This is a genomic window from Cohnella boryungensis (genome assembly GCF_042651945.1).
GTDB lineage: Bacteria > Bacillota > Bacilli > Paenibacillales > Paenibacillaceae > Cohnella > Cohnella boryungensis.
Map to the genome: position 1 here is coordinate 40766 of NZ_JBHSED010000036.1, position 22864 is coordinate 63629.

Annotated in this window: 14 protein-coding genes; 11 read left to right on the plus strand and 3 right to left on the minus strand. The window is 51.8% G+C overall.

The window, feature by feature from the left end; genetic code table 11:
- The 9 genes from ACFO1S_RS17230 to ACFO1S_RS17270 form a co-directional block, all read left to right on the plus strand.
- Positions 1 to 2071 (plus strand): S-layer homology domain-containing protein (locus tag ACFO1S_RS17230; RefSeq protein ID WP_378127215.1); only part of this gene is annotated, 2071 nt, incomplete at its 5' end.
- 603 nt (positions 2072 to 2674) lie between these two features.
- On the plus strand, positions 2675 to 2761 hold the full coding sequence (locus ACFO1S_RS17235; RefSeq protein WP_378127263.1) for a hypothetical protein: 87 nt from the start codon (positions 2675 to 2677) through the stop codon (positions 2759 to 2761).
- A gap of 651 nt (positions 2762 to 3412) precedes the next feature.
- On the plus strand, positions 3413 to 6754 hold the full coding sequence (locus ACFO1S_RS17240) for an S-layer homology domain-containing protein (protein WP_204603829.1): 3342 nt from the start codon (positions 3413 to 3415) through the stop codon (positions 6752 to 6754).
- 542 nt (positions 6755 to 7296) lie between these two features.
- Positions 7297 to 8517 carry an IS256 family transposase gene (locus ACFO1S_RS17245; RefSeq protein WP_204603830.1) on the plus strand — a complete coding sequence of 407 codons (1221 nt, stop codon included), beginning with the start codon at positions 7297 to 7299 and terminating at the stop codon, positions 8515 to 8517.
- A gap of 92 nt (positions 8518 to 8609) precedes the next feature.
- Complete coding sequence (locus ACFO1S_RS17250; protein ID WP_204603831.1) at positions 8610 to 9146, plus strand: hypothetical protein; 537 nt, start codon at positions 8610 to 8612, stop codon at positions 9144 to 9146.
- 232 nt (positions 9147 to 9378) lie between these two features.
- Positions 9379 to 9939 (plus strand): RCC1 domain-containing protein, encoded by a 561-nt coding sequence (locus ACFO1S_RS17255; RefSeq protein ID WP_378127218.1) that lies wholly within the window; start codon positions 9379 to 9381, stop codon positions 9937 to 9939.
- Complete coding sequence (locus tag ACFO1S_RS17260) at positions 9936 to 10988, plus strand: S-layer homology domain-containing protein (protein WP_204603833.1); 1053 nt, start codon at positions 9936 to 9938, stop codon at positions 10986 to 10988. The genes ACFO1S_RS17255 and ACFO1S_RS17260 overlap by 4 nt, the downstream gene beginning before the upstream one ends.
- Complete coding sequence (locus ACFO1S_RS17265; RefSeq protein WP_204603834.1) at positions 10931 to 11116, plus strand: S-layer homology domain-containing protein; 186 nt, start codon at positions 10931 to 10933, stop codon at positions 11114 to 11116. The genes ACFO1S_RS17260 and ACFO1S_RS17265 overlap by 58 nt, the downstream gene beginning before the upstream one ends.
- 1 nt (position 11117) lies before the next feature.
- On the plus strand, positions 11118 to 11285 hold the full coding sequence (locus ACFO1S_RS17270; protein WP_204603835.1) for an S-layer homology domain-containing protein: 168 nt from the start codon (positions 11118 to 11120) through the stop codon (positions 11283 to 11285).
- 128 nt (positions 11286 to 11413) lie between these two features.
- Here ACFO1S_RS17270 and ACFO1S_RS17275 read toward each other — a convergent pair whose 3' ends face one another.
- Positions 11414 to 11899 (minus strand): DinB family protein, encoded by a 486-nt coding sequence (locus tag ACFO1S_RS17275; RefSeq protein WP_204603836.1) that lies wholly within the window; start codon positions 11897 to 11899, stop codon positions 11414 to 11416.
- Between the two features lie 183 nt (positions 11900 to 12082).
- Here ACFO1S_RS17275 and ACFO1S_RS17280 point away from each other — a divergent pair, with 183 nt between their 5' ends.
- Positions 12083 to 14170 carry a transglycosylase domain-containing protein gene (locus tag ACFO1S_RS17280; protein WP_204603837.1) on the plus strand — a complete coding sequence of 696 codons (2088 nt, stop codon included), beginning with the start codon at positions 12083 to 12085 and terminating at the stop codon, positions 14168 to 14170.
- A 9-nt stretch (positions 14171 to 14179) separates the two neighbouring features.
- On the opposite strand, the gene ACFO1S_RS17285 is transcribed toward ACFO1S_RS17280, so the two are convergent.
- Together ACFO1S_RS17285 and ACFO1S_RS17290 are read right to left on the minus strand one after the other, a co-directional pair.
- Entirely contained in the window at positions 14180 to 14890 is a 711-nt protein-coding gene (locus ACFO1S_RS17285; RefSeq protein ID WP_204603838.1) for a response regulator transcription factor, read from the minus strand.
- 87 nt (positions 14891 to 14977) lie between these two features.
- Positions 14978 to 16957: a 7TM diverse intracellular signaling domain-containing protein gene (locus tag ACFO1S_RS17290; RefSeq protein WP_204603839.1), complete on the minus strand. Its 1980-nt coding sequence runs from the start codon at positions 16955 to 16957 to the stop codon at positions 14978 to 14980.
- A gap of 288 nt (positions 16958 to 17245) precedes the next feature.
- Between ACFO1S_RS17290 and ACFO1S_RS17295 the strand changes: the two genes are divergently transcribed.
- Positions 17246 to 22750 (plus strand): S-layer homology domain-containing protein, encoded by a 5505-nt coding sequence (locus ACFO1S_RS17295; RefSeq protein WP_204603840.1) that lies wholly within the window; start codon positions 17246 to 17248, stop codon positions 22748 to 22750.
- The last annotated feature ends 114 nt before the right edge of the window (positions 22751 to 22864 follow it).

Sequence of the window (22864 nt, forward strand, 5' to 3'; positions counted from 1 at the left end):
TACACCAACTGCTGCGGGTACGGTAAACGAGGCGAATCATACGATTGCTGTAACCGTGCCGTATGGAACGGACGTCACGTCGTTGACGCCGACAATTGCGCACACGGGCGCGAGTATCTCGCCGACCAGCGGCGCTGCGCAGGACTTCACCAACCCGGTGACGTACACGGTGACCGCAGCGGATGGCTCCACGCAGAATTATGTGGTGACCGTTAATATCGCTCCTGCAAGCGCGCAACAATTGACTGCGGATAGAGCAGACCGTCAGGTCAACTTAAACTGGGCTACAGTGACTGGCGCAACCTATTACAATGTGTACGTATCGACCGTTCAAGGTCTGTTTACCGAACCGGCTGCTGTTACGGTTACGGACGCGACATACAACATGACCGGGCTAATGAACGGAACGACATATTACTTTATCGTAAAAGCAGGTAATTCAGGAGGCTTGAGTGAGGCGTCGAATGAAGCCATCGCCACACCAGGTACTTTTCCCGACGCACCTACAAATGTAATAGCCGTTGCTGGGGATGGGCAGGCAACCGTTTCCTTTACCCCCCCGGCCAATGACGGTGGTTATGCCATCACCAGCTATGAAGTGACTGTTTCATCGGGAGGAATTGTGCGAAGCGGAGCCTCAAGCCCAATCACGGTGACCGGCCTGACCGCTGGCATAAGTTATACCTTTACAATTAAAGCGATTAATGATGTCGGAAAAAGCATGGCTTCTGCTGCATCCAATGCAGTCATCCCAAGTTCCCCGCCCGGCGGCGGCAACAACAATAACAACAGCAACAACACCGATAACGAAGAGATTGCAGTTCAACTCGCGGACGTCCTTCTTAACCATCAAGTGGTCGAAGCGGGAGCGAAAGCAACAGTGGATCACGGCAACAAGATGCTGACGATCGTTGTCGATCGGACCAAGCTTGAGAATCGACTTGCAGCGGAAGAACAAGGCGCGATCATCACCTATCGGGCGAACTCAAGCTTTGATAGGGTTGTGGCTGAGATGGACGTCCAATTGTTCAGAAGCATGGCAACAAAGCAAGCTGTCATTACTCTTGAAACCGACAAGGCCAAGTATGTGTTGCCAGTGCAGCAAATCAACCTTGAAGCTTTAGTCAGCCAGTTTGGCGATTCGGTTGCCCTGCAGAACATCAAACTAAAAGTAGAGATTAACACACGGGGAGCACAGAACACGGCTAATTCGATCAAAGATGCCGTATCCAAAGGCGTGTTCACCCTCCTAGTGCCGCCGATTGAATATAACATCCAGGCGACATACGGTGAGACAACAGTCGAAGTTTCGAAGTTCAACACTTTCCTGGAACATTGGATTGCGATTCCGGACAACGTGAACCCGGATTCGGTGACAGCAGCCGTAGTCGTTGAACCGAATGGTATGTTCCGCACTGTACCAATCCAAGTCGTTGTGATTGAAAACCAGCATTATGTAAAAGTCAGCAGCCTGAATAACGGCACGTTCGCAATTGTATCTCATTCTGCAAAATTAAAAGATGTGGCGAGTCATTGGGCCGAACAGGCTATCCGCGACATGGGTGAGCGGATGATCGTTGAAGGTACAGGTAACTTGTATGAGCCGGATCGGGAAGTTACCCGAGCGGAGTTTGCCGCGATACTCGTTCGTGGATTAGGGCTGCCTATGGAGAATGAAGCTGCACCATTCTCGGATACTCCCCAGTCGGCTTGGTACAACAATGTCGTGAATACAGTATATACCTATCGCTTGATTACTGGATTTGAAGACGGCACGTTTCATCCGAATGATCGAATTTCTCGCGAGCAAGCGATGGTCATGTTATCCAGAGCCATGATATTCACCGGACTTAAAGCCAAGCTACCCGGCCAAGCGGCAGATGAAGCACTACTTCCGTATACGGATGCGGCTTCTGCCTCCAATTGGGCGTTGGGCGGAATTGCAGATTGTATCCAGTCAGGAGTCATACAGGGGAAAAGCGATGCAAAACTTGCGCCACAGGACTTCGTGACGAGAGCCGAAGCTGCGACCATCGTGCAACGCCTGCTACAGCTATCCGATCTAATCTGATATTTGTTAACATGAGGTTATCCTGCACGTGCTTATCAGCGTGCAGGATAACCTTATTTCTCTATAGCGTGCTGGTGAAAGACCAGTCGCGGGAAGGCCGCGTAGCTTGGATGCCTGCGCACGGCGAAATCCGGGCGTAGAAGCGCATCGACGAAAGTACCTTTCGGAGAACAGGGCGAGCGACGAAACAGGCCGTAACATAAAAGTAAGAGACCGAGGGGCGCGTATTACCTATAAAATCAGGACAACACAACCTGCGGGAGGAAAGGGGCCTTGCTTTGTTCAAGCTTGACGAGGAGGTAAGAGTGATTGAATGCCATACGGCTAACTACACCCAAGGAAGAAGTTCAACACTCCAAGTCAAGCTAGGCCATTCGACAAGAAGCTCGGCTTCTATGACGGCGCATTCCGATATGCGTTCACGATGACTGGCAAGCTGTTTCCCGACACGCCCATGTTCTCCGTCAATGAAGACGATCTGGTGAAAATGAAGATTATTAACCGCAGTCCTACGGATCATCCGATGCACCGCACGGCCATCATATACTTGTTCTCAGCCGCAACGAAGAGCCCTCGACTGGCAGTCCTTAGTGGTCCGATACGCTGAACACGGCTCCCGACGACACTTTCGAAAATGCTTTCAGAGCGGACAATCCCGGAATATGGATGGATCATTTCCATAATTTTTAGCACGCTTCAGTCGGGATGATGATGCATTGTCCTACGAGGGCATTACTTCGCCATACGAGATGGGCAGGGGGGGCCGAACGTTCCGGAGCGACAGAGTATATGCATAATGGGAAAATAGGAATCTTAATCAGCTATCAAGCACAGGTTTCGAGAGAATGAGCCGTACCTTCCAAGCAGGCGGGTGGCTCCTGTTACTAGCCATCCCCTTCGCGCTGATGTTCCCCCATTCGACACATGTGGAGTGCTGTGTGTTGTTGGTTAGGGAGTAGTGTTTGGAAGCCGCATTTACCTATCCGTCAAAGCTTAGGTGTAGTTAGCGCCTTGGCTTTTTTTTCGTTTGGATATGCGCCATTACCCGTCTCTCTTAGATTGAGTTAGGAATGAGCGTCGCTCCATACTCAGCAGAAGTTTGACGCTCGTCTCCTTTCAAAGTCAGGCGCTCGCGGTGTCTCCGTAGGAATGATACAGCGATGTCCGCCGATCGCAATCAGTTGATAATGGAGGGTTTTCGTAGCATTTTGTAGAATATTTTAAATAAGCAATACAGCAGGAATTAAAGATAGGATTTCTTCTATGCCCGTAATCCAGTGTAGTAGATAACGATACCTGCTACTAGCAAAAGAATCTAACAACGTGAGTGGGGATACTGATATGTATCAAGCGAGAAGATTGTGGAAGTTAGTTCTAGGCTTAATAATTTTAGGATTGCAACCTTTGTACCTAACCGACAGAGCGTTTGCCGCCCCTCCGGATGCCACCATCGTGGTCGCTAACAATGATCTGTCTATCGGCGAAACTTCGCTGGTGACGATCACCTTCTCAGAAGCGGTGACTGGATTTACCCGTGCAAACCTGATAGCAGAAAACGGCACTTTAAGCGCCCTTGCAACTAGTAATAACATCACCTATACCGCAACCCTCACGCCGGCTGATGGTATCAACGCCCCCACGAATATGATCACGGTCAACAAAGCTGGCGTAGTAAATGCCTCTAACGAAGTGGGAATAGGAACCGTCCAATCTAACAATTACTCCATTGACACGTTGAGTCCAACTGTGACGAGCGTATCGGTTCCTGCCAGTGGTTATTACGGTTTAGGAAAAAACTTGGTTTTTACAGTACGCATGAGTGAGCCCGTATTCGTTACGGGCACTCCAAGTATCTCATTGATTATAGGAACAACAGTTGTTCAAGCTGCCTATGCAAGCGGTTCGGGGACAGACACGTTGCAATTCAGCTACACCGTGCAAGCTGGACAAATGGATGCTGACGGAATTTCCGTTGGAGCGACGCTCAATGACGGATCGATCAAGGATTATGCAGGCAACGATGCGGTATTAACGCTAAATAACGTGGGAAGCACAGCGAACGTATTAGTGGATACAACAGCTCCAACGATAAATAGCGTAGCGGTACCGAGCGATGCGACGTATAAAACCGGCGATTCATTAGAGTTTAAAGTGACCATGAGCAAAAATATTACGGTTACTACGGGAACACCTACACCGCAACTAACACTGATTATCGGTGGAGTGAATCGTGCAGCATCGTATGAGTCCGCCGAATCCGACGACAAAATACTTCATTTCATTTATAAGGTTCAATCCGGAGATTTGGATACCGATGGCATTAATGTCGGCGTATTGTTAAGCAATAATACGATTTATGATGATGCGGGCAATGCTTTAGCAGCAACGTCAACGCCAAACAATGTCCCTGACACAACGGGGATACTCGTGGATGCAATACCTCCAGAGATATCCAGCATAGCGGTACCAGACGCTGGTCATTATAAAACTGGCGATTCATTAGATTTTACCGTGACTATGAGTAAGAATATTACGTTTACTGGAGTAGGGACACCGCAGCTTGAGATCCATATAGGAGGAACGAATCGTATAGCCTCCTTGATTAGCGAGACATTGTCAAATACGCACACCTTACAATTCAGGTATACCGTGCAAGCTGGAGATCATGACAACGATGGCATTGCCATTGCAACCTTGTCACTGAATGGCGGTTTGATGAAGGATGTGATAGGCAACGATGCGGACTTAACATTAAACAACGTAGGCGATATGTCGGGTGTGTTAATCGATACAACAGCCCCAACGATTACCGGCCACACTTTAGGCAATGGTAATGCCTATATCGACGTGATGTTTAGTGAAGGCGTATTTGCAACGGGTAATGGCTCGGGCGCTTTGACTTCAAACGACTTACGATTGAACTTCACTAGAAATGGCGGAACTGCTTCCTCTGTTTCGATTCATTCTTTAAAGAAAACAGATGGAGGAGATTTGACTGGCGGAGAGACCGCCATTCGAGTAAATCTTGACATAACGGGTATTACGACCGGTAATGAAACCATTGAAGTAGTGCCGGCGGATGGCGCATCCGTCTTTGATGCGGCGGGCAATGCCGTAGAAAGCTCACAATCGTCTGGAACGGTAACGCTTCTCGATATGCGCGCTCCAGTAATTAGCCCGACAAACGCAAACTTCGACAAATACGCCGGAACAGCGGCGAATAGCAATGTAACGACAACACTGACGCTGAACGGCAAAACGCTGACCTATATTGCCAACGGAGCGACGACACTCGTGTCGGGAACGGACTATACCGTATCGGGCAACACGGTGACGATTCTGAAGGCGTACTTGATGGCGCAACCGGTCGGAACGGCCAGTTTGACGTTCACGTTCAGCGGAGGATCTGCGCAGTCGTTTGCGATAAGGGTGAACGATACAACGCCTTCGAATAGCAACGAGAATAGCGGCTCAACGCCTGCCGCCACCAATCCGGTCATCGACCAGAACGGTGTGCCGCTTAGCCCGGATAAAATAGATACAACGAAGTCATCCATCACGCTGGAAGTTACGCCGAAGGATGGCGTAGCCTATGTCAGCATACCGGCAAGCATTTTGACCGGCTTTGAGAGCAAGAACGCCGCCTTTATTATCGAAATCAAGACGCCTTACGGCAGCTATCAAGTACCGGTCAATCTAACGTCGACCATTCCGGGGCTGAAGGACATGCTTGCAGAGAATCATATCACAGCCGAGGATATTAGCTTCAAGATCACCTTGACTGATAAGACCGGCAATAAGGATATCCAAGCTGCATGGGCAAACGGATTGCCAAATCGTCAAGTGATGGGCTCTATTGTGGATTTTCACTTAGAGATCATCAACTTCAAGACGGGGAAAAACATCGGCAAGGCAGATCAGTTCAATCAGGCGCTAACTCGGGTTATTCCGATGCCTAGGAACATGATGGTCGTACCTACGCAATGGGGCGCTTTCCGCTACAATGAGACGACCAAGAAGTTTGAGTTTGTCTCCGCTAAGAAGGTACAGATCGACGGTGTATGGTATGTGATGATCAGCTCACGCTCTAACAGCGTTTACGTCGTGGCGGAAAATACCATGAGTTTCACCGATATGCTGGAGCATTGGGGCAAATCGTTCGTCCAGCTTGCCTCGGCGAAAGGACTTGTTGATGGGGTCGGCAATGGCAAATACGACCCGAATCGCATAGTCACGAGAGCGGAGTTTACCGCCATGTTAGTTCGGTCGCTGGGAAGAGGCACATCAACCGGCAGTACATTGTCCTATTTCGATGTAAAGTCCGACGCATGGTACTTCGACGAGATTACCAAAGCGAAAGAGCTTGGACTTTTGAACTTTGTACAAGGCAATAGCTTCAAGCCCGATCAGCCGCTGACTCGCGAGGAAATGGCGAGCATGCTGGCGAAAGTCATTTCATTGGAGAAGCTGCCGATCACCAAGGAATTCGTTAGCTTGGATGGCTACAAGGATATCGTAAGCGCGGACGCAGCCTATCTGGAGGACATTCGCTTGACGGTCAATCTTCAAATCATGAATGGCACAGGCGCAAATTCGTTCAGTCCGAAGGGTGAAACGACACGTGCCCAAGCGGCGGTTGTGTTTATTAGGATGCTGCAAACCCTTGGAATGATCGACAGATAAGCGGACTGTAGCAGATCACAAGATAATATTTTCCCGCATACGGGGCATGTTGAGTGCTGTGTGTTACTGGTTAAGGAGTAGTGTTTGAGAACCACAATTTACCTGTTTGAAAAGCCAGACCGCCCGAAGCTTCTTGAGTTCGGGCTATATTTGCTATAATCCAAATAGTGAGGAGTTCTATCAGACTACATAAACTCGGCAAGAGCTTTCGCAAAAATAGCTAAATAGGATGGGCAAAATAAAACGGCTACCGACAAGTTACTGAGTAAATTTAGAAGCTAATTACTTTAACATGAGGCAACTGCAAGGAACTATACATACTAAATGACCATGAATGACCATGATAGGAGAAAGAATGAAATTGATACGAAGATGGAATCACTTGAAAACGTTAGCAAGTGCAGTTCTCATTTTTATGTTGCTGTTCAGTGCACATTCAGCAGTTTGGGCTAATCAAGAGTGTGTAAAATAAATTGTGTAAACTCTCAAACCTAAATCTATTAAACTAAGAGAAAGGTTGGTTTGAGAGGATGACGACACAAATGGCACAGTTTAGCAAAGATCAGGTCAAGGCATTCATCAAGGACAACAATCTGAAGACAATGGATGATGTGCAATCAGCGCTGAAAGAATTGTTTGCTGAGACGCTGCAATCCATGCTTGAGGCCGAGCTTGACTCAGAGCTGGGCTACAAGAAGCACGAGATTACGAACAAGGAAACAAGCAACAGCCGTAACGGCAAGACCAAGAAAACGATTATCAGCGAGTATGGCGAGCTCGACATTGAGGTACCGCGCGACCGCAACGGCGATTTTGAACCGATGATCGTCAAGAAGCACCAGAAGAACGTAACCGGCATTGAAGACCAGATCATCGCGATGTATTCCAAGGGCATAAGTACACGGGACATCCAAGATCATTTGCATCAATTGTACGGCATTGAGGTCTCGCCGACCATGATATCGAACGTCACGAACAAGATTGTGCCGATCATCAAAGAATGGCAGAATCGACCGCTGCAGAGCGTATACGCGGTAGTATTCATGGATGCCATTCACTACAAGGTGAAGCAAAACGGCGCCATTGTGAATAAAGCAGCCTATATGGTGATTGGGATTGACCTTGACGGCAACAAGGATGTTCTGGGCATGTGGATCGGTGAGAACGAATCGTCTAAGTTCTGGCTCAGCGTCCTAAATGACCTCAAGAACCGCGGCGTACAAGATATCCTCATCAACTGCGTAGATAACTTGAAGGGCTTTACGGAAGCGATTGGGGCCAGCTATCCAAAGACAGACATCCAGAAGTGCATCATCCACCAGGTTCGCAACTCGACGCGCTACGTCTCCTACAAGGATCTGAAGAAAGTAACTGCTGACCTGAGGCCGATCTACAAGGCCGTAACGGAGGAGGCAGCGAAGCTGGAGTCGGATCGCTTTGAAGAAGTCTGGGGCAGCAAATATCCACTTATCGTACGCTCATGGCGTAACAACTGGGACGAGCTGGCCACGTTCTTTAAGTTTCCTCCTGAGATTCGCAAGCTCATCTATACAACGAATATGATCGAGAGCTATCACCGGCAACTACGCAAGGTTACAAAGGGAAAAAGCATCTTCCCGTCAGATGAAGCGCTGCTCAAAATGCTATATCTGGCTACGCAAGATGTGATACGCAAATGGACCGGCAGAGTGCAAAATTGGGGACAAATCCTCCTCCAGCTCTCCGTTTTTTATCCGGACCGCATTAAGCACCACCTGCCTTAATGAGCCAGTTCCCCCTCGGGGGAATTGTTCACATAAAAGAGTTTACACAAAATTCTTTACAGACCCAATCATTGTGGAAGGAGAAATCTATAATGAACAACTCTCATCAAACGCTACGTGCTATGGTAATCCTCATGGCCATTACTATGTTGATGTTGCTAGTCGGATGCAATAACAGTACCCCTACTGAAACGATGAACCCCAGCCCTATTTCGAGTTCAGCACCTACTTCAACGTTATCTCAAACACCTTCTCCAACACCAGATCCGACACAAAACGGAGAAACTAAAACTTTTAATTTTGGCGGACTCAAACTTGAGGTAACAAACGTCTACGAGGTTCGAACCGAAAATATGAAGGATGATGGAGGTAATCCTTGGGAATACAGTGTTTATGTTTATAATCCCGGCGCACGTGTTACCGTATTATCCGCCGATATGAGTGACGTGAATATTAGTGCCGATGGAAAATCTCATGCGAATTGGGGTGTCCACTTGGCGTCGGGTGAACGGAAAGATATCGTTGACGATATGAAGTCATTTGATCTTACGCCCGATATGCTTGGCATTTACAGTCTTGAATCGAGCTTGTATGTATTGGAATTTGAGATGTATAAAAATGACAAATAGGTATTATAAAAGCTCTGATGAATTCGGAGATTGCTTTAGGAATCCGATTTAATTTAAGCAGTTCGAATGAATATCGTGCGATTCAAAGCCCCCCTCGCAGAATCTCTCTGCCGGGAGGGGTTTCTCTATGTCTTATAGCAACAGGGGATAGCTAGGACAGAACGAATGGCGCTGTCCCTGGAAACGAAATACGGGCTGCCTGGGAGGATGAAGAAGGCCAGATGACCCCCTATTGAATCTAGTCGTTCTGTTTTACCAATCAAAGGGTTTCGGACAACGGCAAAGAATATTATTAAGGGCCGATTCGACGCAAGCAAGCGCATCCCCGATTTCCTTGTATGCCTTTGGGGAAAACCTGTCCGGACAATTGGGGCTCGGACCTGCGAGCCTGCCTAATCAATACGTCCCGGAAATCGTTGATGTGAATGCCCCTGTGCGGGCGGTGGCGGCAGGCAGTAATTTCACCCTGTTTGTAACAGCAGGCGGAGAGGTGTTCTCGACAGGCTACAATAATGAAGGACAATTGGGACTTGGGCACACATCCACGCGCTATGAGCCGCAGAAGATCACCGGAGTATCCGATGCGGTCTCTGCAGCAGCAGGCAACAACCATTCTCTGGTGCTGACGGCAAATGGAGACGTTTATTCATTTGGCAACGGCAGCGAAGGTCGTCTTGGGCATGGCAACGTCTTTTCCTTGCAGACCCCGGTCAAGATAGCCAACCTTCCTCCCGTCAAGGCCATTGCAGCAGGAGACAACCACTCGCTGGTGCTGACGGTGACCGGAGCTTGAACGCGACGGCGGGCGTGCAGGAGGCGACGGTGAGCTTCGTCGCGCCGAGCGCGGACGGGGGAAGCCCGATTACCGGCTACCGTGTCGTATCGGTGTCTGACGGGGTAGAGGCGACCGGCAGCGGGAGCCCGATCCGGGTAACGGGCCTGAGGGCGGGAGTGTCCTACACGTTTACTGTGCAGGCGATCAACGCGCTCGGGGATGGGCCGATGTCGGCGGCCTCGAATGCGGTGACGCCTGAGACACAGCCAGCGACACAGCCAACCTCGTCAACGTCGATCGCGCCAACAGCGCCCGGAGCGCCGTCGGGGGTGAGCGCAACGGCGGGCGTGCAGGAGGCGACGGTGAGCTTCGTCGCGCCGAGCGCGGACGGGGGAAGCCCGATTACCGGCTACCGTGTCGTATCGGCGCCAGACGGGGTGGCGGTCACCGGCAGCGGGAGCCCGATCCGGGTAACGGGCCTGAGGGCGGGAGTGTCCTACACGTTTACGCTACAGGCGATCAACGCGGTCGGGAACGGGCCGATGTCGACGGCGTCGAATGCGGTAACGCCTGCCGCAGCCCCCGACTCATCAGACAGACCTGACCTTTCGGATGTTGCCCGACATTGGGCAGAGGCGGCAGTACAACGAGCAGTCAAGCTAGGCTTGATGAAGGGTTATCCGGATGGAACCTTCCGCCCTGAGGACCCGGTTACACGGCAGGAAATCGCGGTCGTATTCATCCGCTTGCTGCGGCCCGATCCCAGGCACGCCCGTTCGGTGTTCCGCGATGCAGATGCGATCAGTGCCTGGGCCTCTGATGCGGTCGGTCAAGCTGCGGCTCTTAACCTGATGGCCGGCTACGGGGACGGGACCTTCCGGCCTTCCGCGAGGTTGACTCGGTCTGAGCTGGCGGTTCTGGTCCGACGTGCCCTAGCGCTGGAGCAGGTGCTGGATGCGTCCGGTACGGCGAGAATAGCAGGGAAGGATTCGGGGCGGTTGAGCCTGCTTTGTATGCCGACGATGGAGCAATTCCGCCATGGGCAAGAGGGGCGGTCTATGATCTGAGACAGCTTGGCATTATTGGAGGCCGCAGCGGCAATCGCTTCGAGCCTGCTGCATCTGTCACCCGGGCAGAAGCTGCAGTCGTATTGCTGAAATATTTGTATGCGGCTGCGCGAGAGGATTCAAATTGAAATGATCGCCGAAATGCTATCTCCGATGGTCAGAGGATGGCTCGAAACCGTGCAAGCCGGCATCGTATCCGGCAGGAGCACGACTGTTCTTGCACCGAAAGGAAACATGACCCGCGCCGAGGTCGCAACACTGATCCGGAGATTGCTGCAGAAATCCGATTTGATTTAAGTAGTTCGAAATAATATAGTAGTGCTATGCATCAACCCCTCCTGGCAGAATATTTCTGCCAGGAGGGGTCTTTCTATTAAAAGTGTTGAAATAGGAGTTGTTAAACAGCAAAAAAGGTACTGTCCCTCTCAATGAGTTTGAGGAACATTATTCTTAAATAAACCTCTTCCAATTACATTCGCTGATACTGGTTGTAATCCAAATTCTCTTATCCATATGGATAACTGACCCATATGATGTATTTCATGAGCAATCACATGACGTAAGATTTCACCTTTGGTGTAATGTTCATCCGTCCACGGAACGGTTACAACTTCTTTTTCAAATTCGCTTGTCCATGAATTAAGGAACTCATGCGTTTCATTTCTCCAAGAATCTGAAAGTTGCTTCACCTGCTGAAGCGACTCATATTCTTCAAATTGTACTTGGATATCGGGTTTACCCTGTATTCCGCGAATCCAACTATATTCCACATCTATAATGTGAAAAAACGTGTAGAGAATACTGCCTGTTCCTCCAACACGTTTATGCAGCAATTCCTTGTTTGGAATTTGTTTGCATAATTCAAACCATTCATCTCTTACAATCCAGTTATACCGAAACAGGGTTATCAATGCATTTCACTCCTAAAGTCGGTTATATACATCCAATCAATATTCAAAAAAGTATCAGGCGCGTCGAGGTCTTGGAAACATCTTCATTTGACTAGAAGGCGAATTCTTACCATTATTATTATTATAGACTTGAAAACGATCTATTCTGGTTAATGATACGTTTTACCACAGCAGGAGACAACAATGACAGAACAAAAATTACTTAAGGAACAAGGCAATAATCACAGATCGTCCAGAGCGAGATTTTATAAATTTCTAGTGAGATTTCGGATTTTGATCATTGGAATCCTTCTTGGACTTTTGTCGCTTGCGGCTATCGGGGCCTACTGGATAAGTTCTCTTGATATTGAGAAGCTTGTAGTTCCAATATTAGCACCGACTCAATTGCTTGATAAGAATGGTGAGCCGAGCTCCCAGATGATTTCCGTCAAAATCGAGCCCGTATCGCTCGACCAAATTCCGTTACATATGCAGCAAGCCATCGTCGCCGTCGAGGATAAGCGGTATTACGATCATACTGGAGTGGACGCTTTCGGCATCCTTCGAGCTGTGTTCCGCAATGTGAAGGAAGGCGGCGCGGCGCAGGGGGCAAGCACGATTACTCAGCAGCTCGCCAAAAACGTTTTTTTATCGGGTGAAAAAACGTTCTCGCGAAAGCTGACGGAAGCGGCTTATGCCCTCAAGATCGAATCTACTTATAATAAAGACCAGATTCTCGAAATGTACTTGAATCAAATTTACTTTGGAGAAGGTCAATGGGGAATACAGAGAGCCGCTAAGCGGTATTTCGGCAAGGCTACGAAGGACCTGACATTGTCCGAATCCGCTTTATTAGCCGCATTGCCGAAAGCTCCCAGCCGCTATTCTCCGCTTAAGAATAAGGAACTGGCATTGGAGAGAAGGGATCTTGTACTCCGCTTAATGCGAGACGAAGGCTTCATTTCGAATGATGAGTATAACCAAGCGATCGTTGAGCCCGTTCAGGTACTTAAGGAGGCTCCTTCGGATCAGCAAAATGATTTGCTGGGACAATATGCTTCATATACAGATGAAGTAATCGATGAAGCCATCGAATTATATGGATTTACGGAGCGCCAGCTGTTAGCGGGAAATCTTCTTATCTACACAGAACTAGATCCAGTCGTTCAGAGTGCGATGGAAAATACGTATCGCAATGATTCTCTGTTTCCCGAAAGCGCCCCCGATCAACTCGTACAGAGTGGAGCCGTTATTATGGATCCTTCTACGGGTGGAATTCGCGGAATCGTGGGGCAACGGGGCGAACATGTATTTCGCGGCTTTAATCATGCGACACAGCTTGTCAGACAACCAGGCTCTGCATTCAAACCGCTGATGGTCTATGGACCTGCTTTGGAAAAGGGCTATGATGCGAAATCGATGCTGTACGACGGTCCGTTAGATATTCAGGGCTATAAGCCCAATAATTCAGATCACCGAACGTTGGGGCAGGTATCGCTTCGAGATGCCGTTATTCATTCGAGGAATATTCCGGCAGTTTGGTTATTGAACGAGATCGGTCTGCAAACCGGAAAAGCGTTTGTTGAGAAGCTCGATATTCCGTTAAGCGAAGAAGATAATAACTTAAGCTTGGCGCTGGGTGGACTGTCGCAAGGGCTATCTCCGCTTCAATTGGCGCAAGCCTACAGTGTTTTTCCTAATCTAGGGACAAAGGCTCCGGCGCATACCATAACCAAGATCACTACGGCAGATGGACGAGTGTTAGCCGAAGCTAAGCTTCAATCCGTATCGGTGATGTCACCGGCTAAGGCTCATGCAATGACAGAGCTGTTGATCGATGTTGTTCGGGAAGGAACAGGAAAGAACGCGGCAATGAATCGTCCGGTGGCAGGAAAGACGGGGACGACACAGCTTCCGCAGAATAAGCAGTTCGCAGGGATTACTGGCGGTTCTAAGGATGCTTGGTTTGTCGGGTACACGCCGGAATTGGTCGGGGCGGTTTGGCTTGGGTATGACAATACGGATAGCAAGCATTACTTAACGACATCAGGCGGACAATATCCGGCTTTAATCTTCAAAGAGATGATGTCATTGGCCTTAGAGGGTGTTCCGATATCCGAGTTTAATCGTCCCGCGACGGCCCAAATAAATAAAGGGAATGTCTCTAAAGAAAATAAGAAAGGGGATAAGGGGAAAAAAGATAAAAAAGATGAAAAGGGTAAGAAAGACAAAAAAGATAAAAAAGATAAGAAGGATAAGAAGGATAAGCAGGATAAAGATAAAAAAGAATGATCTTTGCTGTTACTGCACCGCGCCATAGGGATTAAACTTGTACCCCAACCCATTCACGGTAATGATATAAACGGGTTTTCCTGGGTTAATCTCTATCTTTTTGCGAAGATTATGGATGTGGACTTTGACGGTTTCCTTGGTATAGTTGAATTCGTCTTTCCAAACGAGACGATACAGCTGTTCGGGATCAAATACTTGATTGGGCCGCTTGGCGAATGCGATGAGCATCTGAAATTCTTTGGCCGACAAGACTACGGGCTTTTGATGCAACATGACCAGCTTGCGTTCGAGGTTGATCTGCAGTCCCGGGAAGTTCAAGATATGGGCTTTATTATCGTTTCCTTCAAGCAAAGCGCTCCAACGAAGGTTAGCTTTAACGCGCAGTACAAGGTCCAGCGGATCGAACGGCTTGATAATGCAATCATCGCCGCCCGCTTGCAAGGATTTTATTTTTTCTTCATCCTGCTTGGTGCCGGTAATGAACAAAATGGGACGGTGGTAGTAATTCCGTATTTTTTGACATAATTCAATTCCGTCCATATCGGGCATCTTGATGTCCAATAAAATGAGATCGGGTTCTTCGAGCTCCAGATGAGCGAGCGCTTGTGCGGCATTCAGCGCATTGCGGACGGCATATCCTTCTCGAACCAGGAATGCGGTTACGAGCTTCTGAAAGCTGGGATGATCGTCGACAACCAGAATGACTTTAGAGTCCATCATGCGCTAACCCCTTTAATCTGACAAAAATTGCACGTTTCTTTCTATTCTAGCACTTTATAAAAAAATATAGAACTGTATGCTCCTATCTTAAGACGTAAAAGCATCAACAGGCAATCTAAAGTAAAATCGGCTGCCGCTTCCCGCCTCGCTTTCCACCCAAATAGTCCCGCTATGAAGTCCGATAATTTCTTTCGCAATGGCCAGTCCCAGGCCGCTGCCGTTCTTGGGGTCGGCCGGGTCCACCTTATAAGCCCGATCAAAAACGGAATCGAGATGTTCAGGAGCTATGCCTCTTCCTTCATCCCCCACACCTACCAGCACATGCCCCTTATACGAGCTCGCTGACAAATGAATGGTGCTCCCGGCCGGCGAAAATTTGCACGCATTGTTTACGAGGTTGGCAAGCACGCGCTTGATCTGATGAGCATGAATATGGACGACAGCTTGCGGATTGACCGAGATAGAGCAGCGGCTTTGAAGCCCGGCCAATTGAATCATCGCTTGGAGCGAATCAAATTGGCTTAAGATCCAATCCGCGAATGGTGTCGATTCCAATACCGATGTTTCATGAGCCTGTTTCAGGAGGCTCAATTCGAACAAATGATCGATGAACGTGTTGATCTGGAGCACTTCGTCGTACATGGATTTCAGCATGTCGTCATTCCCGCCCGGCTCGATCACGACACCGTGGATCATCGCTTGAATTCCGCCCTGCACGATTGTAAGCGGCGTACGAATGTCATGGGAGATATTTTGCAGCAGCTCGTTGCGCGTTTGTTGAATTTGCTCGTTCAACTTCATCTCCTGAACGGCGTTCTCTTTATCTATGCGTGCCTGTCTGATCTGGTAGGATAACGCGATCGAGAACATGAGGAACTCGGCAATCGCGCCGAATTGAAAGCCGTAATGAGTCAGAAAGCTCTCTTGCATCAGGCTATAGGTATTCAATATGGTAGGAGCAGCCAAACCAAGGAAAGGAATCGCTGCCAGAATAACATAACGCGCTGTCGGATTTCCTCTGTACATACACCAAATCGTGCTGATCACAAGCAGTACCGCAAACAACGATTCGTATAAGATGGCTAGCGTTTCATAACCGGGGATATGGAAAAAGGAAGCTGCGACAACAAGAGGAGATAGGATGCTCAGCGCCCGGTATACGATCATCATGCGCGGAGCGTAGACTTCGATTTGAAGGATTTTGCCCATAAACAAGAGGCCGAACCAAAGGCTTGAAATAAAGAAGAAATAATCAATGCTTTCGTAATTTCCGAACAGACGAAGCAAGAACGTCAATAATCGGCTATCTGCTCCAAGCAACTCTTGCAATAGTCCGTTCCAAACGAGCTGCGATAGGCTGAAAAAAACGATGTATAGCGAATAATAAAGATAAACCGACATGCGGTTGAAAACATACAAGGATAACATATAGGCGGCCATTAACAGGACAAACCCGTAATAGATACCGAAGAAGATATATTCGTTCTTCAGTTTGCCAAGGAAGGTGTTATTATCCATCAGCTCGATCGGGATAATCATGGAGCCGTTGATGCGGACTTTCATATAGACGGTCACCGAATCGTGTGCAGGCAGCTGGAAATAGTACGAGTAGAAGTGTTCATTGGCTTTCTCAATAATTCGGGCGGGCAAGGGACTATGGGATTGATCCCCAAGGATATACATATCGAACTGTTCAATAACCGAATTATTCAAACGAAGGACCCATTGCTCAAGAGGGGATTGATTGTCTACCGTAGTCCGAATCCAGTAGGTTCCGGCGGTTAAGCCGAAAGCGGACTTCCCGGAGGCCGGCTGAAATTGCGCATGGATTGGAGGAGATTGAACGTCTGCAAGCGTCCATTCCCCGCTTTTATCCACAAGAACATCCATCTGTTCGTTTACGTTATATACGCCTTCATTCCCGTGCAGAACAATTCTATCCGCAGATGTTGGCGCGTACGGTGTTGGAGCGAATAGCTTCCAAACGATGGAGACGCCGAAGATGAGTAACATAATGGCAAAGATGAAAAATCGATTGTTTGTAATAATGGTTTTATTGCTCGCCATTGCGGCGAATCCCCCTCTGCGGCGTCGTTCCTTCCGAATGGGTGTCGAATAGACGCCTTTCTCCTCTTTATACTATCATTTCTCAAGGAATAATAGGATTTTCTGTATCGAATCCTGTTGAAAAATAGCGGCATTTTACTGCTATTTAACCTTGGGAATTTAGTATGTAATCGAACAATCTTCAGCAGCGGTGGCGTTCGCCTATTGAGTTGGACGGACCAAATGAGAGGATTAATCCCATAAAAGATACTTATCCGTTTGAAATGCTGAAAAGAAGGAAGTGCCACGTTGAAAAAATCCGTAAAGCGGTTCATCGTTGTTTTATTGGCGGTCGCATGTCTGTTCGGTTCATCGGGATTTGCCCTTGCGAAGGTTCCTTCGGATATCGCGGATAGCTGGGCGAAGGAGACCATCTCTTCGTGGATGGAGAGAGGGCTGGTCAACGGGTATGCTGACGGCAGCTTTAAGCCGAATCAGACGATTACCCGGGCAGAGGTCGTCGCGCTGATTAATCGCGCCTTCGACATTAACGGCGGTTCGGCGTCGAAGTTCACGGATGTCCGAACGAGCGATTGGTTCTATCAAGACGTCGTCGCGGCGACGGCTACAGGTTATCTGTCGGGGTATCAAGACGGAACCTTCAAGCCGAAAGCGGCAGTCACCCGGCAAGAGCTAGCGGTCATTACCTCGAAGCTGTTAAAGCTGGCGGCTTCGGAGTCTTATCTTAGCTTCAAGGATACGGAGATTAGCCCGAAATGGAGCAAAGGCGCGATCGGCGCGGTCATCGACGCGAAGGTGATGGGCGGGTTTCCCGACCGGACGTTTCAACCGCTGAAACCCGCGACCCGCGCGGAAGTGATCGTCATTCTGGACAAAGCCCTCAAGCTAAAGGGAAATTCAGCTGTCGCTACCGTGTACGATAAGCCGGGGACTTACGGTCCGGCGCAAGGGAAACAAGCGATCGACGGGAACGTGGTCATCAAGGTCGCGGGAGTGACGTTGCGAAATCTCGCGATCAAGGGAGATTTGCTGCTGGGTGCCGGGATTGGCGAGGGGGATGTTTTCCTTCAAGGCGTAACCGTAGCCGGCACAACGACCGTAGAAGGAGGGGGCGCGAACAGCGTCCATTTCGAGAGCGCGGTGTTGGCAAAAGTGATCGTAGATAAGAAGAACGGCAGCATTCGCATCGTCATAGAGGACGAGGCGACGACGATCCGGGAGATTGAGCTGCGATCCGCCGCGATGCTGGAATACAAGGGCGCCAAGAGCAGCGGCATTAACACCGTTACGCTCTCTAAGCTGCTGCCTGCGGACAGCGCCGTCGTTCTGTTAGGCATCTACGAGACGGTCGATATTTTATCGCAGAGCATTCGGATTTCTATCCCGGAAGGCTCGGTCCAACACTTGAATGTTGCGCCGTCGGCGAGCGACACGAATCTGGAGCTTGGCAAGGACGCGAGCATCGTTGATTTGGTACTGGATGAGCTCACGAAAGTCGTGGGGCCAGGTAAAATCGAGAAAGCGGCTATTCATGCGGACGGATCATCTTTGGAAAACAAGCCGACGACCTTGGAGATCAAAAGCGGGGTCGCGGCGACCGTAGGCGGGCAAAAGGTCGGGTCCGCGGGCGGACCGTCGGGGCCATCCGGACCATCGGGGCCGACCACGCCTCCGCCATCCGCAGAGGAAGTCGCGGCGACGGCTGCCGTCGCGACGGCAGAGACGGCGGCAGGCGGACTGGCCGGAGACGGAACCGATGCGCAGAGCGCTATCGATGCTGCGCAAACCGATTATGATGCGGCATCGAACCTGGTGACGGCTTTGCCGAGCGGCTCGGCTAAGGCGGCTTTGACCGCCAGATTGGGCGTGGTACAAGCTAAGCTCGACGGTTCGCAATCCAAGCTGGATGCCGTCCTGGCGGCGACGGCTTCGGTCGGGGCGGCAGAGACGACCGCGGCCGGGCTTGCGGGAGACGGCACCGACGAGCAAGAGGCCATCGATGCGGCTCAAGCGGATGCGGATACGGCGTCGGGCTTGGTGACGGCGTTGCCTAGCAGCACGGCAAAGACGGGATTGGCGGCGAGACTGATCGCCGTACAGGCGATCATCAACGATGCGCAGTCCGATCTGAACGCCGTCCTCGCGGCGACGGCAGAGGTCGCTGCGGCGGAGACGGCGGTTAACGGTTTGCTGGGAGACGGAAGCGATGCGCAAAGCGACATCGATGCGGCTCAGGCGAAGCAGGATGCGGCATCGGGCTTGGTGGCGGCTCTGCCTGGAAGCACGGCGAAGACGGCGTTGGAAGTCAGGTTGGCAGCGGTACAACCGGTTATAGACGATGTCCAAGAGATCGTGGATACCGTCGTTGCGGCAGCGGCGTCGGTATCGGTCGCCGAGACGACGGCAAACGGACTGGCGGGCGACGGAACCGACGCGCAGAACGCTATCGATGCGGTGCAAGCCGATAACGATGAGGCAGTCGATGCGGTGACGGCCTTGCCGGACAGCGCGGCGAAGACGGCGCTGGAAGCGAGATTGGCCGTCGTGCAGGCGACGATCGACGATGCGCAAGCCGATCTGGATGCCGTTCTCGCGGCGACGGCATCGGTAACGGCCGCCGAGACGACAGCCAGCCGACTCGTAGGGGATGGCACTGACGAGCAAGACGATATCGATACGGCCGTAACGGATTACGACGAGGCATCGGGCTTGGTAGCGGCGTTGCCGAGCAGCACGGCGAAGACGGCGCTGGCCGCCAGATTGGCTGCCGTAGAAGCTGCGATCGCCGACGCGCAGTCCGATCTGGATGCCGTCCTCGCGGCAACAGATTCGGTAGCGGCTGCCGAGACGGCGGCAGACGGACTCGCGGGAGACGGAACCGACGGGCAAAGCGCGATCGATACGGCGCAAGCGAAACGGGATACGGCATCGGGCTTGGTGACGGCTCTGTCTGCCAGCGCGGCGAAGACGGCGTTGGAAGCTAGGCTCGCTGCCGTGCAAGCGACGATCGACGATGCGCAGGACGTCGTGGATGCGGTAGCTGCGACAACGGCATCGGTTGTCGTCGCGGAGACGGCGGCAGACGGACTGACGGGCGACGGAACCGATACGCAAGGCGCAATCGCCGCGGTGCAGACGAAGAAGGACGAGGCATCGGACTTGGTGACGGATCTGCCGGACAGTGCGGCAAAGACGGCGCTAGTAGCCAGACTGGCAGCGGTGCAATCGGCCATCGACGAGGCCCAGGATGTCGTGGACGCCCTTATCGCGGCAACGACGTCGGTAGCGGCGGCAGAGACGGCTACGGGGGGGTTAGCCGGAGACGGCACCGACGAGCAAGACGATATCGACGCGGCGCAAACGAAGCAGGATACGGCATCGGGTTTGGTGGCGGCATTGCCAAGTAGCTCCGCGAAGACGGCGTTAGCCGCTAGACTGGCTGTGGTACAAACCGCCATCGACGATGCGCAAGAGGTCTTGGATGCCGTCACCGCGGCGACGGCAACGGTCGTAACCGCGGAGACAACGGCGAACGGACTGGCTGGCGACGGAACCGACGCCCAAAGCGCGATCGATACGGCGCAGACGAAGAAGGATACGGCGTCGGATTTGGTGGCGGGATTGCCAAGCTTCGGCCCGTCGCAGGCGGCCTTGGCCGCCAGACTGACAGCCGTACAAGCGGCGATCGACGACGCGCAGTCGAATCTGGATGCAGTGAACGCGGCGACGGCCTCCGTCGTAACGTCCGAAGGGGCGGCGGCGGATTTGCAGGGCGACGGAACCGACGCGCAGAGCGCTATCGATACGGTCCAGACGAAGAAGGATACGGCATCCGCATTGGCGACGGCGTTGCCGGACAGCGCGGCGAAGACGGCATTGGCCGCGAGACTGGCCGCCGTGCAAGCAACGATCGACGATGCGCAGACCGATCTGGACGCGGTCATCGCGGCGACGGCTTCGGTCGTCGCGGCCGAGGCGGCAGCGAATGGCTTGCTGGGCGACGGCAGCGATGCGCAAGGCGCCGTCGATGCGGCGCAAGCGAAGCAGAGTACGGCATCTGGCTTGGTGACGGCACTGCCGGACAGCACGGCGAAGACGGCATTGGCCGCTCGCTTGACGGCCTCACAAGCGACGATCGACGAAGCGCAAGACGCCGTGGATCTCGTGGTTGGTGCGACGACGGCGGTCGTAACCGCGGAGACGACGGCGGGCGGACTTGCGGGAGACGGAACGGATACGCAGGGGGCCATCGATGCGGCGCAAAACGATAAGGATATGGCATCGACCGCAGTGGCTGCTCTGCCGAACAGTACGGCGAAGACGGCATTGGCCGCGAGACTGGCCGCCGTGCAAGCGACGATCGACGACGCGCAGACCGATCTGGACGCGGTCATCGCGGCGACGGCATCCGTCGTGACCGCCGAAGGGGCGGTAGCGGCTCTGATCGGCAATGGAACGGATACGCAAGGCACTATCGATACCATTCAGACGAAGAAGGATACGGCATCGGCCTTGGTGACGGCGTTGCCGAGCAGCACGGCGAAGACGGCGTTGGCCGCCAGACTCGCCGCCGTGCAAGCGACGATCGACGATGCGCAGACCAATCTGGATGCAGTCATCGCGGCGACGGCTTCGGTCGTCGCGGCCGAGGCGGCAGCGAACGGCCTGCTGGGAGACGGCAGCGATACGCAAGGCGCCGTCGATGCGGCGCAAGCGCTGCAGAATACGGCATCGGGCTTGACGACGGTTTTACCGGACAGCACGGCGAAGACGGCCTTGGCCGTTCGCTTGACGGCCTCGCAAGCGACGATCGACGACGCCCAGGCTGCCGTGGATCTCGTAGCGGCGGCAACGGCATCGGTCGTGATCGCCGAGACGACGGCGGGCGGTCTTGCGGGAGACGGAACCGACGTGCAGACCGCCATCGATGCGGCGCAATCCGATCAGGATACGGCATCGGGCTTGGTGACGGCGCTGCAGAGCAGTACGGCGAAGACGGCCTTGGTCGCGAGATTGGCGGCCGTAAAAGCCGCGATCGACGACGCGCAAGCCGACCTGAACGCCGTCATCGTGGCGACGGCATCGATTGTCGCGGCCGAAGCGGGATCGGCGGGACTGATCGGAGACGGAACGGACCCGCAAAATGACATCGATGCGGCGCAATCGCTCCAAGATACGGCAACGGGCTTGGTGACGGCGCTGCCGGGCAGCACGGCGAAAACGGCGCTGGCAAGCAGACTGGCCGTATCGCAGCTGTTGATCGACAATGCCCAAGGCGCGCTGGATATCGTCGTCGCGCTGCAAGAAGCGCTCGATGAAGCGAGCACGCTGAATGGAATCAGATACACAGCCCCCAGTTGGAGCGCATTGCAAACGGCGTTGGCTCTGCCGCAATCGATGTTGGGCGAGAAGGCGACCAAAGGCGTTGCCCTTAACGAAGCGCTGGATAACCTGGTGGTCAGGGTCGTAACCAGCATCGAAGTCAACATTATCTCTGGAAGCAGTACTTATGTTCTTCCTCCGTACACGGGACCGGGGTCGCATATCACGCTGAAAGCCGTAGTGAGGGACCAAGTCGGCGACGAAATGTTCAAATCGGACGAAGCAGTGACTTGGAGCCATGACAGTATCGGCGCCAACGATACGCTAACGGATTCCTCCTTCGACAATAGGTATCATTATTATGATTTCAAGGTTTATAATGACATGCTCGCTCGGACGGTTACGATAACGGTGACTTCCAATTCTACGCCGAGCGTGAAAGGAACGTCTGTCATTAGGATGGTCCGATAATAGAGCGTAGCGGATTTTCTCGTGCGAAACGCCCCCCTCAACGATAGAGGGGGGCGTTTCGTTTTCATAATTCCGCATATTAGGAAATGTTTATTGAGCCACATTTACCTGACA